The sequence below is a fragment of the Bacillus paramobilis genome (assembly GCF_038096195.1).
GTDB lineage: Bacteria > Bacillota > Bacilli > Bacillales > Bacillaceae_G > Bacillus_A > Bacillus_A mobilis.
In genome coordinates this window covers 3,132,559-3,145,950 of record NZ_CP151108.1, presented here as the reverse complement: position 1 = coordinate 3,145,950, position 13,392 = coordinate 3,132,559, and the positions used below count along the sequence as shown (strand labels likewise).

The window sequence follows — 13,392 nt, the reverse complement described above, 5'->3', positions numbered from 1 at the left end:
CTTTTTTGCATAGAGAAAAGAGGAATAGAGGGATGTGTTATCATCCCTCTATTAAAATATTTATTTAATTTTCTTAAATGCAAGCGGCTGCGTACTTAACATAGCTGGTACATGTAACTGAAGGGATGGGAATTTACCTTTCACATCCATTTCATATGCAAATAGTAGACTCATCTTCATTTGGAATAAGTCAACTTTTGCAGAGAAGATGTCGTAATGATGATGAGCTAATTGAATATCCATCTCCATAAATTGTACAAATAACGAATTATCTCGTTTGTATACTTGTAATGTTCCATATGCAGGATGTTCAAAAGTACCAGTATAATCCTCTAATTTGTGAGAAGGTGTAGTCCCTTTCATTTGTTCAGGAAGTGATTCAGTTGCTTCTTTCATCATTTCCTTCATTTTCTCAGTATCTTCTACAGCACGTTTATGCCAGTCGATAGTTTCTAATCCGAGTAGCCCGTCGTAAATTTGATTTGCTAGATAAATAGGAAGTAATGTACCTCCAGCATTCGTTAATATAACAAGACCTACATTTTCATTTGGCATGAATGAAACAAGCGCTGAGAATCCATCAATATTACCGCCATGATGAATAACCTTTTTACCACGATAAGCGCTAATAAACCAACCAAGGCCGTAACTATTTAATGGAGATTCAGGAAGTGATAAAACTGGTTGATCTGGAATGGAATTATGTGGTGTATACATTTGTTGTAATAATTCAGAGGAGATTAATTCATGGTCTCCAAATTTCCCTTTGTTTAAGTGAAGAAGTACCCAATTTGCCATATCTTCAATTGTAGAATTAATACATCCAGCAGCGCCGACTGTATCGATGTTATGGAATGGAACTTCTTTTATTTCACCGTCATTTTCAACGTAAGGTAAAGCATAATCATCTGTAGTTTGTGAATCTGTAACAGAGAAATTTGTATGTCTCATATTTAAAGGTTCTAAAATATGTTCTGTAGCGTATTGCTCCCACGTTTGATTCGTAATGTTTTCTACAATGTAGCTAATTGTTGCATACATTAAGTTGTTATAAAGAAATGCTGTGCGGAACGGTGCATCAAGTTGTAAATGTTTTATTTTTTCAACGAGATCTTTTCGAGATAAGGAAGAGCTGTACCAAAGAGCCTCATGACGACTAACCCCAGTGCGATGGGAAGCTAAGTCTCGTCCTGTAACTTGTGAGCTAGCAAGTAGTTCAGATAAAGAGAAGTTAGGTATATAAGTCTGGACAGGAGTATCCCAATTAAACTTTGTTTGCTGCGCTAATAAACTTAATGAAAGTGTGCCAAAAGCTTTTGTTGAGGAACCAATTGCGAACCGAGTACTCGGTGTAACAGCCTCTTTTGTCTCTATATTACGATAGCCGAAACCTTCTGAAATAATAACTTCACCATCTTTTATAACAGCTACAGCACAACCAGGAACATGTAAATCCTTCATCATTCTTTCAACCGTTGTTTGTAAAGAAGTCATAACAGGAGTTTCAATTTTAGACATACTTCTAACCTCCAAATATAAATTTTGTTCTACCGCACTATACTTTCGGTAATAGAAAATAAAAACCTTTATAAATATGGAAAGTTAATAATTTTGTAAGAATGAATAAAATTATTATTTATTTAGAATTTTATTTTTATTATAATTAATTTAAATTAAGATTTAGAAAAGATGGTGAAGAAGTGTGCTAACAATAAAGAGAGTGCTTTGTGATAATAAAAAAAATCCGATAGGTATAGATTCAAAAGTTGTGAAAATGAGTTGGCAGCTTGAGTCGAGTAACCGAAATGTAAAACAATTTGCTTATCAACTGCAGGTTGCGAAGGATAGAGATTTTGAAATTTTAATGTTTGATTCGCAAAAAGTAGAAACAGATCAAAGTTTACATATACCAATCAATTCATTTTCATACAGAGAAGAGACACGTTATTTTTACCGGGTAAAGGTATGGGATAATTACGGAGAAGAATCATCTTGGTCTAAAGTAGGATTTTGGGAGACGGGGTTACAAGGGCAAGATAATTGGAGCGGAAACTGGATTACTGCGAAAAAAGAACGAACGCAAGTTATGTCTTTTAATAAAAGTTTTTCTATTAAAAAAGCAGTTAAAAAAGCACGCTTATATATCACTAGTTTAGGAATATATGAGGCTTCTATTAATAGAGAGCGTATTGGAGAGTGTTATTTTACTCCTGGATGGACAAGTTATGATAAGAGAGTATTGTATCAAACGTATGATATAACACATGTATTAAAGATAGGGGAAAATGATATTTCTACTCTGGTGGGTAACGGCTGGTATAAAGGGCCGATTACCGTGCATCATGTACGTAATTATTATGGGAGAAGACGAGCAATAATTGCTCAATTACATATAACGTATGAAGATGGAACGAAAGAAAAAATTGTAACGGATGAAACATGGAAGGTAACTTCAAGCCCAATTTTGTACTCAGAAATTTATGAAGGTGAAGTATACGATGCTAGACTAGAAGAAAGTGTGCAAGAGCTAGAAAATGTTGAAGTACTTGAGCATTCTAAACAAATAGTTGTTGCGCAAGAAAATAAATCAATTCGTAAAATGAAAATTATAAAACCAATTTCTATTTCAAAACTACCGAATCACGAATGGCTTATTGATATGGGGCAAAATATGGTAGGTTGGGTTCAATTTATAGTCCGTCATGTTTATAGTGGTCAAAAGATAGAATTGCATCACGCTGAAATATTGGATAAAGACGGTAGTTTTTACGCTGGAAATCTCCGAAAGGCAAAACAAAAAATAGTGTATATAGCAAAAGGAGAGGAAGAGGAAACGTTTGAACCTCATTTTACATATCAAGGCTTTAGGTATGTGAAAATAAGTGGATTAACCCAGCCGCCTCAAATAGCAGATTTTGAAGGGATTGTATTACATACAGATATGGAAAAAACGACTGAATTCGAAACGTCCAATCCATTAATCAATCAACTTCATCATAATGTGGAATGGTCTCAAAGAGGGAATTTTTTTGATGTGCCAACAGATTGTCCGCAGCGAGACGATCGACTCGGATGGACAGGAGATGCACAAATGTTCATTGGGACAGCTACGCAAATTATGAATGTCCAATTGTTCTTTAAAAAATGGCTTCAAGATTTATCGCTTGACCAAAATAAAAACGGAGCTGTGCCTTTAGTTATACCAGATGCGTTTGGAAAAAGAGCGGATTTTAATCTGGATACTTCCGGTGGTTGGGGCGATGCAGCAATTATATGTCCGTGGGTTCATTATTTACATTACGGAGATGTATCGATTTTAAAAGAACAATATGAAAGTATGAAGAAGTATATAGATTACATACGTTCACAAGGTGAGAACGAGTATTTATGGGATACAGGCTATCATTTAGGGGATTGGCTTGCATTAGATACGAAACCCGATGTATATGAAGGCGGAACAGACAAGTATTTTATTGCTACGGCTTTTTATGCGTATTCAACATCGCTTATACAAAAAATTGCTGAGATTTTAGGCGAAAAAACAGATGCTACGTTTTATAAAGAATTACATGCAAATATTGTTCAAGCGTTTCAAAATGAATTCGTTACACCAAATGGTAGGTTAATTTCGAATACTCAAACAGCCCACATATTAGTACTTCTTTTTGAACTAGTGAAAGATGATGTGAAGGAGAAGGTATTTAATCGGTTAATTGAGCTTTTAAAAGAAAGTAACAATCATTTAACAACTGGTTTTATAGGAACACCATATTTAAATTTAATATTAAGCGATTTTAACCGTCATGACCTTGCTTGTAAGCTTCTATTTTATGAAGATTATCCATCATGGTTATACCAAGTGAAACAAGGTGCCACAACGATTTGGGAACATTGGGATGGCGTGAAAGAGGATGGAACACTTTGGAATGATAGTATGAATTCTTATAATCATTACGCATATGGCTCTATCGTTGAATGGGTATACCGATATATTGTTGGATTAGAAGTGGATGAAACAAAACCTGCATATAAACATTTTTATATTCAGCCTCATTTTAATTCTAATTTAGACTGGGTTTGTATAAAGCGTGAAACAGCATATGGAGAAATTAAAATTGATTGGCGTGTAGAACATGGACAAGCAGTATTAAACGTTGATGTGCCAACAAATACATCAGCCACATTACGAATAGTGGAAGATGATTGGAAGGCAAGTGATATGCCTGAAATGAAATTAGGTTCAGGCGCATATGAATTTAGATTTTGTAAGAACATACAGAAGTAGAATTTTGTTAAGTATAGAAATGTTTTTTTATAAATTTAGTTTGTTCAATCTGTTAGCATTAAATTTATGATAAAATCCATATAGACTAGAGATTTGAAAGAAGGTTTTTCTACATATGAAACATGCTGAAAATGAATACTTAAATTTATGCCGCCATGTAATGGAGCATGGTACGAAGAAAGAAGATCGTACAGGGACAGGCACTGTATCTGTATTTGGATATCAAATGCGTTTTGATCTAAGTAAAGGTTTTCCTTTATTAACGACAAAGAGAGTGCCATTTCGCCTTGTAGCAAGTGAACTGCTTTGGTTTATGAAAGGTGATACAAATATTCGTTATTTATTGCAGCATAATAATAATATTTGGAATGAATGGGCATTTAAGAGCTGGGTAGAAAGCGATGAGTATACTGGTCCTGATATGACTGATTTCGGTCTTCGCTCACAACAAGATGAGGAATTTAAAGTACAGTACGATGAGCAAATGGAATTGTTTAAAAAGAACGTTTTAGAAGATGATGATTTCTCGAATAAATATGGTTATTTAGGAGACGTATACGGTAAGCAGTGGCGTGCTTGGAAAACGACAGCTGGTGAGACACTTGATCAATTAAAAGATGTAATTGAAATGATTAAAAAAACACCAGACTCACGTCGTTTAATCGTTTCTGCTTGGAACCCTGAAGATGTACCAAGTATGGCATTACCTCCTTGTCATACGTTATTCCAATTTTATGTAGCGGATGGCAAACTTTCTTGTCAGCTATATCAAAGAAGTGGAGATATATTCCTTGGAATTCCATTTAACATTGCAAGTTACTCGCTACTAACACATTTAATTGCCCATGAATGCGGACTTGAAGTAGGAGAATTTGTTCATACAATTGGAGATGCTCACATTTATACGAATCATTTTGAGCAAGTAGAAAAGCAATTGGCACGTGAACCACGTTCATTCCCGAAACTTACATTAAATCCAGATGTGAAATCTGTATTTGATTTTGAAATGGAAGATTTAACGATTGAAGGATATGATCCACACCCAGCAATTAAAGCACCGGTTGCAGTATAATTGTAGAGGAGATGAAAAGATGATTGTTTCATTTATGGTTGCAATGGACGAGAATAGAGTAATTGGTAAAGATAATAATTTGCCTTGGCGATTACCAAGTGAATTACAGTATGTAAAGAAAACAACGATGGGTCATTCACTTATTATGGGCCGAAAGAACTACGAAGCGATTGGTAGACCACTGCCTGGAAGACGTAATATTATTGTAACTCGTAATGAAGGGTATCATGTTGAAGGTTGTGAAGTAGCACATTCTGTAGAAGAAGTGTTTGAACTATGTAAAAATGAAGAGGAGATTTTTGTTTTTGGCGGAGCGCAAATTTATGATCTCTTTTTACCTTACGTAGACAAGTTATATATAACAAAAATTCATCATGCATTTGAAGGAGATACATTCTTCCCAGAAATCGATATGACAAATTGGAAAGAAGTTTTTGTAGAAAAAGGTTTAACAGATGAAAAAAATCCGTATACGTACTATTACCATGTATATGAGAAGCAACAATAATAATAAAGGTTGATGTGAAAATTCGCATCAATCTTTTTATTTGTATTCATCAATATACGTTTATAGATGGTATTCGATAGTGCTATAATAAAAGGTAGCATGAAAAATGCTAAAATTTTCAAGAGTATTCATATAGAAAGAGGAGGAGAATCGATTGAGAAAGATATGGGGGATTCTTTTTCTTTGCTTAACATTCATGTTAGTGGGATGCGGTAAAGAAGAAAAACCACAAGAAGCGTTTGATACATATGCAAAAGCATGGAATAAACAAAAGTTTGCAGAAATGTATGATCAATTATCAGAAAAGGCAAAAAAAGATATTTCAAAGAAAGATTTCACTGAGAAATATGAAAAAATTTATTCTGGCATTGAAGTGAAAGATTTAAAAGTAGAAACAGGGGAAGTAAAAGAAGATAAAACAGATGAAGGCCCTGTTCCTTTTAAAGTAAGCATGGATACAGTTGGTGGTAAGATCACTTTTGGCCATGAAGCAAAAATGGTGAAAGAAAAAGATGGAGATAAAGAATCTTGGAAAGTAGATTGGACTCCTGATTTTATATTCCCAGGGATGACAAAAGATAGTAAAGTGCGTATGCAAACGACGCAGCCGAAGCGCGGAGAAATATATGACCGTAACGGTAAATATCTTGCGGTAAATGGTAAAGCTTCTGAAATCGGAATGATTCCTGAACAGTTAGGGGATGCTGCTCCGCAAACGAAAGAAACGGTAGCGAAGTTGCTAAATATGTCTGTAGAAGAAATTGATCAAAAACTAGCAGCTAAATGGGTAAAGCCAAATTACCTTGTACCAATGGGAATATTGCCTGAAGGAGCAACACAAAATACGTACATAGATTTACCTGGTGTTGCAACAAAGCCAGTAAATGTTCGCTCATATCCATTAGGAGAAGAAGCAGCACATCTTACTGGCTATATTGGAAAAGTGAATGCTGAAGATTTAAAAACGCTACAAAAGAAAGGTTATCAAGCTGATGATCCAGTAGGTAAAGCTGGTTTAGAGCAAGTACTGGAAGAAAAGCTACGCGGTAAAAAAGGTGGTCGTGTCTTCGTAGAAGATGCGCAAGGAAAAGAAATTAAAAATTTAGCAAAAACAGAAGCTGTTGATGGAGAAAATGTAACTTTAACGATTGACAGTGCAGTTCAAAGCGAAATTTATAATGAAATGAAAAATGAGGTAGGGTCAAGTGCAGCAATTAATCCAAAGACTGGAGAAACACTTGCACTTGTGAGTACACCAGCTTATAACCCAAACACCCTTACAAGAGGGCCGTCAAAAGCGCAACGTGATGCAGTAAATAATGATCCAAAGAAACCGATGACGAATCGATTTACACAATTATCAGTTCCAGGTTCCGTATTTAAACCGATTACAGCTGCAATCGGTCTTGAAACGAAAACAATTGATCCAAAAGAAGAGTTGAAAATTGAAGGATTGAAATGGACAAAAGATTCTTCTTGGGGTAACTATTATGTAACACGTGTGAAAGATGCAAATCCGATTGATTTTGATAAAGCAATGAAATACTCGGATAATATTTATTTTGCACAAGAAGCTTTGAAAATCGGAAAAGATAAATTTATGAGTGAAGCGAAAAAATTCGGATTCGATGAGAAACTACCAATTGAATATGGATTCCCTGCTTCTAAAATCGCAAATGATGGTATTAAAAATGATATTCAAATGGCAGACACAGGTTATGGACAAGGACAAGTATTAATGACGCCACTCCATCTAGCATTAACGTACGCACCAATTGTTAATGATGGAAATATACCTTCTCCATATATTATTAAAACAGATAAGCAACCAAAAGTTTGGAAAGAGAATGTCATTTCAAAAGGCAATCAGGATATATTAAAAACTGCTATGACGAAAGTAATTAATGATCCAGATGGTACTGGGAAAATTGCTAAAATTGATGGAATGACTCTTGCTGGAAAAACAGGTACAGCGGAATTAAAAGTATCAAAAGAGGCCGAAGGAAAAGAACTAGGATGGTTCGCTGCATTTGATTTAAATTCACCAGATATGGTCATTACGATGATGATTGAAGATGTAAAAGGTAGAGGCGGTAGTAACATTCCTGCTGAAAAAGTGAAACATGTTTTTCAAAAATAATATGTAATAAAAGGCTATCTCTATAATTTATAGAGATAGCCTTTTTGTATGAAATAATTCTTAATATCTTTATACCTAATTTTAAAGAAATAAAATAAATCATTAACTTACGAAAAAAAAGTAGCTATTTTTTATTGACATCACACACAACTTTTTGTATTATACTTACATAAGGTAAGTTATTTACTTTCAAATTACAAATCTCAAATTAAAGATAAAATGTGTAAAAGGGAGAGAATACAATGACAAAAGTACTATTTATTACAGCAAATCCAAATTCAGCAGAAGGTTCTTTCGGAATGGCAGTAGGGGAAGCTTTCATCGAAACTTACAAAAATGAACATCCACAAGATGAAGTGGTAACAATTGATTTATTCAACACTACAGTACCAGCAATCGATGCAGATGTATTTGCTGCTTGGGGTAAATTTGCAGCAGGTGAAGGCTTTGAAACTTTAACTGAAGTTCAACAACAAAAAGTTGCAGCAATGAACACAAACTTAGAAACATTCATGCATGCGGATCGTTATGTATTCGTAACTCCAATGTGGAACTTTAGCTATCCACCAGTAGTAAAAGCATACTTAGATAACGTAGCAATCGCAGGTAAAACATTCAAATATACTGAAAATGGACCAGTTGGCTTATTAGAAGGCAAAAAAGCGCTTCACATTCAAGCAACAGGTGGCGTTTATTCTGAAGGAGCATACGCAGCTGTAGACTTCGGTCGCAATCACTTAAAAACAGTATTAGGATTCGTTGGTGTAAATGATACTGAATATATTGCAGTTGAAGGTATGAATGCAAACCCTGAAAAAGCACAAGAAATTAAAGAAGCAGCAATTGCTAATGCTCGTGAATTAGCAAAACGTTTCTAATATAGAATACTTAAAAATGTCCAAACACTTGTTGTTTGGACATTTTTTCTTCTTTTTCCTTCGTTTGTCTAGTATAATGAAGGTCGGAATGATAATAGGTGGGGGTTCTGTATGATTCAAACGTTTTTTAAAATCTTTTATTTAATTTTAATTGTAATTGCGATTACACCGAGAATGTGGCGTCTGAAAAGACAAGTAAATACGATGTCACCACAAGAAAAAGATAATGTTGTGTATAAAACGACAAATTGGTTCGGTAAGAAAATGGTACGTGTAGCTGGAGGAACGGTAGAAGTAAAGGGACTTGAAAATGTTCCGAAAGACAAGCCGGTACTAGTTGTAAGTAATCATCAGAGTAATATGGATATCCCTGTTTTACTAGGTTACTTAAATAAACCAATTGGATTCGTTTCAAAAGCAGAGATTAAAAAGTTCCCAGTTGTACCAACATGGATGGAACTTATGAATTGTGTATTTATGAATCGTAATGATCGCCGTCAATCTCTTCAAGCGATTAAAGATGGAATTGAGCTGTTAAAGAATGGACATTCTATCGTGATCTTCCCAGAAGGGACGAGAAGTAAAGGTGGCGAAATTGGAGAGTTTAAGGCTGGGAGTTTTCACCTTGCAGTAAAATCTGGTGTAGCAATTTTACCTGTAACATTAGATGGGACATATAAGATGTTTGAAGCGAATGGAAACCGTATGAAACGAGCTCATGCAACAGTAACAATTTCTAAGCCAATTACACCTGAAGAGTATGCGAATATGGATATTAAAGAGTTAACGAAGCATACACAAGATGTTATCGCATCACAATTACATAAATAATAAAAAAGGTTTCAGCTTATATAAGCTGAAACCTTTTTTATTATGCTGTTGGTAAGACATAAAAGAGTACGCAGAAAAACATCATCGCACTACCACCTAAAACGAAAAGATGCCAAATGGCATGGTTGAAAGGTAACTTTTCCCAAAGGAAGAATATAGCCCCTACAGAATATAAAATTCCGCCCGCTAACAGTAGTGAAAAACCGTGCCCAGTTAGATTTTCATAAAGTGGTTTAATAGCAACGATTATGAGCCATCCCATAATGATATAACATAATGTTGATGCTTTAATAAAGCGGCGTACAAAGAAAATTTTAAAGACGATACCTCCGATTGCTAGTGTCCATATTATAGCGAGTAACGTCCAGCCTAATGGTCCACGAAGCGTAATAAGTAAAAAAGGAGTATATGTGCCAGCGATTAATAAATAAATGGCTGAGTGATCTAGTATAGTAAATAATTTTTCTACTTTTGGATGGTGGATGCTATGTAACAATGTCGAAAACAAATACAGTAAGAACATACTTACACCATAAACCGTAAATGCAACTACAGCAGATGCGGTACCATGCTTAGAGGCATGTATAATCAATATGATTAAGGCAGGGATGCTTAAAATGGCACCGATACCATGTGTAATTGCATTTGCAATTTCTTCTTTCACAAATTGTGTCATTCGTGTCATTTTTTCAGTCATAATGCAAATCCTTTCTACTATCATAAAATAATATGTCATTTCCCTTACCATATCATACACAAGAGCAATAGAAAATGAAATTTGTATAATTGATTATATTTTTTAATTTTTTTGACAAAAGGCAATGGTTTTGTTGACGTTTTCAAACTTTTTTGACAAAATAAAATTATGCAATAGTAGGACAAGGAATCTACTAATAAAGGGGATGGAGAAATGTTTTCAAATATTGGCTTTCCAGGATTAATTTTAATTTTAGTAGCTGTACTCATTTTATTTGGGCCGAAAAAATTGCCGGAAATCGGAAAGGCTTTAGGGGAAACGTTAAAAGAATTTAAAAAATCAACGAAAGAATTGACTGATGATGCATTTCAAGAGAAAGAAAAGAAAGAAAAAATGTAATGAATTTTCCTTGTAATGGATAAATAAAGTGTGGTGAACGAGATGGAAGATCGGGAAATGAGTGTAGTAGAACATATAGTTGAGCTTCGCAAACGAGTAATATATACAGTGCTATCCTTTGTGCTATTTTTAATTGTTGGGTTTACTTTTACGAAGGATATTTATTTTTGGCTTGTAAAAGATTTACCAATGAAATTAACTGTTCTCGGTCCAAGTGATGTATTATGGGTTTTTTTCTCGATTGCTACAGTATTTGCTATCGTTTGTACAATTCCTTTTGCTGCTATACAAATTTGGTTATTTGTAAAACCGGGTTTACATCCAAATGAACAAAAGATGACAGTAATGTATATACCGGTATTGTCTATATTATTTATTGCAGGTTTATGCTTTGGATATTTCGTTGTAATGCCGTTTTTATTTCATTTTTTAACTACGATAGGTAATGAAATGTTTAATACGATGTTTACGACAGAAAAGTATTTTCATTTTGTTCTAAATTTAACAGTTCCATTTGCTGTAATTTTTGAATTACCTGTAGTAGTCATGTTTTTAACGAGTATAGGATTGTTGACGGCGGAATTTCTAATAAAAATAAGAAGGTATGCATACGTAGCATTGATTATCATTGCATCGTGTATATCACCGCCTGATTTTTTATCGCATAGTTTAGTAGCGGTACCGCTTATTTGTATTTATGAAATTAGTATCGCTTTATCAAAGATTGTTAGTAAGCGAAAAAAGAAAAGAGAAGAAGAAATACAGTCGAAAAGTGCCTCGTTATAAAGGCACTTTTTTTATTTAGTTGTTATACTATAGCTATAAACGTATACAATATAAAGAAGAAAAAAATTATAGAATCTCCAAAATTTAGACAAACTTTGCGCTTTACTAAGTTTATACTAAAATCATTCAGCAATATACGGATAACGAGATTCCTGTCTTATCGGATATTTAGGACGGAGGATGGATTAGGTGGAGATGAATAGAGTATAAATCTTCTAACCAAAAGGACTACAGGGATTGACTAAGTATACTTTTGTATTCATAGAAGTCTCCACTATAAACAACGTGTTACAGCGTAAAGTAGAGGAAGTTCAAAAATCCAATGAAAAAGAGGATTGATATTGTGATTACGAAAAGTTTTTATTTCACTCATTCAACAGGGGATTGTATTAAAATATTCGAAATCCCTGTCCTACAGGCGCAGCATCCATTATCGTTTCTAATTCAGTCTCGTCTTCAATTATTTATTGCAAAAATTCAAAAACAAAAGCACCCAAGATTTTCGTATTCTTTCCGTGAATATTTACAAAATTGTTTGAAGTGGAATGATTATTTAAATGTATATAATACGAATACCCTTGAAAAAAATGCATGATACGGAGTTTGGACAGGGTTAATAAACTCTGTCTTTTTCATTTTAGGTATAAAAATATAATTAATTTGGTGAAATTTGTTCGAAATTGTTGAAAGCACAGGGAATGCTAGTATAATAACAAGGAGAGCGTATTGGAAAGGGAAGAATATAATATGCAAAAAATTAAAATTGTAACAGATTCAACTGCAGATTTAGCGCAGGATGTAATCGAAAAGTATGGCATTCATGTGCTACCATTATCAATCTCTGTAAATGGACAAACATATTTAGATCGTGTTGATTTACAACCTGATGAATTTATTGAAGAAATGATCAAATCAGAGGAATTACCAAAAACATCACAACCGGCAATGGGTACATTTGTAGAAATGTATGACAAGTTAGGTGAAGATGGAAGTGAAGTGCTTTCCATTCATATGACAAGTGGAATGAGTGGTACTGTGGCAACTGCCAATAGTGCTGCATCAATGACCGATACAAAAGTAACAGTTGTTGATTCTCAATTTATTACACATGCTTTAGCATATCAAGTAATAGAAGCTGCGAAAATGGCAAGTGAAGGACGCTCACTAGAAGAAATTTTAAAACGTGTAGATGAAGTGAGAAAGAATACTCGTTTATATGTAGTAGTAGATACATTAGAAAACTTAGTGAAGGGTGGGCGTATCGGTAAAGGAAAAGCGTTTATCGGTTCGCTACTTAATATAAAACCAATTGCTAGCCTTGAAGATGGTGTTTATAACCCTGTAACGAAAGTGCGTAGCCAAGGGCAAATTGTAAAAACGTTAGCTAAGTTATTTGAGGAAGATACAGCTGGAAAAGTTGTAAAAGCTGTGGCAATTCCACATGCGAAAGCAATTCCTTTAGCTGAAAATGTAAAAGCGGCTGTTGAAAAAGTAAGTGGATTTGCTAAATCAGAAATTTTCTTTACAACGCCTATTATTAGTACTCATACAGGTCCGGGAGCAATCGGATTTATGTATTTAGCAGAGTAATAAAAAAAGCTACTTGAAATATATTTTCAAGTAGCTTTTTTATGCCGATAAAACCCTCTACCTCAAAAATTAGCGGAAATAAAGAAGTTAGGTTGGAGTCAGGATGCCCGTAAACGCCCGATTGGTGTGGGCTAATAATCAATGGGGGATGAAGCCCCTATTGATTAAAGTTTCACTTTATGTGAATAGAAAGTAAGATATAAGAA

Annotated in this window: 12 protein-coding genes; 10 read left to right on the top strand and 2 right to left on the bottom strand. The window is 34.3% G+C overall.

The genetic code is table 11. From position 1 onward, the window contains the following. Positions 1–60: 60 nt before the first annotated feature. Positions 61–1,518 (bottom strand): serine hydrolase, encoded by a 1,458-nt coding sequence (locus AABL52_RS16135; RefSeq protein ID WP_341517928.1) that lies wholly within the window; start codon positions 1,516–1,518, stop codon positions 61–63. Between the two features lie 184 nt (positions 1,519–1,702). On the opposite strand from AABL52_RS16135, the gene AABL52_RS16130 reads away from it, so the two are divergent. The 6 genes from AABL52_RS16130 to AABL52_RS16105 all read left to right on the top strand — a co-directional run bounded on the left by AABL52_RS16130 (position 1,703) and on the right by AABL52_RS16105 (position 9,714). Beyond that, a complete protein-coding gene (locus AABL52_RS16130; RefSeq protein ID WP_341517927.1) occupies positions 1,703–4,285 on the top strand; it encodes a family 78 glycoside hydrolase catalytic domain in 2,583 nt (860 codons plus the stop codon). 115 nt (positions 4,286–4,400) lie between these two features. Then, positions 4,401–5,357, top strand: coding sequence for a thymidylate synthase (locus tag AABL52_RS16125; RefSeq protein WP_326340919.1), 957 nt, complete (start codon positions 4,401–4,403; stop codon positions 5,355–5,357). A gap of 19 nt (positions 5,358–5,376) precedes the next feature. Beyond that, entirely contained in the window at positions 5,377–5,865 is a 489-nt protein-coding gene (locus tag AABL52_RS16120) for a dihydrofolate reductase (RefSeq protein ID WP_341517926.1), read from the top strand. A 154-nt stretch (positions 5,866–6,019) separates the two neighbouring features. After that, positions 6,020–8,005 (top strand): penicillin-binding protein 3, encoded by a 1,986-nt coding sequence (gene pbpC, locus AABL52_RS16115; protein WP_341517925.1) that lies wholly within the window; start codon positions 6,020–6,022, stop codon positions 8,003–8,005. Between the two features lie 242 nt (positions 8,006–8,247). Next, positions 8,248–8,883 (top strand): FMN-dependent NADH-azoreductase, encoded by a 636-nt coding sequence (locus AABL52_RS16110; protein WP_000170041.1) that lies wholly within the window; start codon positions 8,248–8,250, stop codon positions 8,881–8,883. A gap of 111 nt (positions 8,884–8,994) precedes the next feature. Next, positions 8,995–9,714 (top strand): lysophospholipid acyltransferase family protein, encoded by a 720-nt coding sequence (locus AABL52_RS16105; RefSeq protein ID WP_098259051.1) that lies wholly within the window; start codon positions 8,995–8,997, stop codon positions 9,712–9,714. Between the two features lie 40 nt (positions 9,715–9,754). Here the strand turns inward: AABL52_RS16105 and trhA are convergent, their stop codons facing one another. Beyond that, positions 9,755–10,411 (bottom strand): PAQR family membrane homeostasis protein TrhA, encoded by a 657-nt coding sequence (trhA, locus tag AABL52_RS16100; RefSeq protein ID WP_061679535.1) that lies wholly within the window; start codon positions 10,409–10,411, stop codon positions 9,755–9,757. 213 nt (positions 10,412–10,624) lie between these two features. Here trhA and AABL52_RS16095 point away from each other — a divergent pair, with 213 nt between their 5' ends. From AABL52_RS16095 to AABL52_RS16080, 4 genes are all read left to right on the top strand, one after another. After that, entirely contained in the window at positions 10,625–10,810 is a 186-nt protein-coding gene (locus tag AABL52_RS16095; RefSeq protein ID WP_000492443.1) for a twin-arginine translocase TatA/TatE family subunit, read from the top strand. Between the two features lie 42 nt (positions 10,811–10,852). Then, positions 10,853–11,596 (top strand): twin-arginine translocase subunit TatC, encoded by a 744-nt coding sequence (gene tatC, locus AABL52_RS16090; RefSeq protein ID WP_341517924.1) that lies wholly within the window; start codon positions 10,853–10,855, stop codon positions 11,594–11,596. Between the two features lie 343 nt (positions 11,597–11,939). Beyond that, positions 11,940–12,191: a DUF2535 family protein gene (locus tag AABL52_RS16085; RefSeq protein WP_033656333.1), complete on the top strand. Its 252-nt coding sequence runs from the start codon at positions 11,940–11,942 to the stop codon at positions 12,189–12,191. A 152-nt stretch (positions 12,192–12,343) separates the two neighbouring features. Next, complete coding sequence (locus AABL52_RS16080; protein ID WP_033656332.1) at positions 12,344–13,186, top strand: DegV family protein; 843 nt, start codon at positions 12,344–12,346, stop codon at positions 13,184–13,186. Positions 13,187–13,392: the final 206 nt, after the last annotated feature.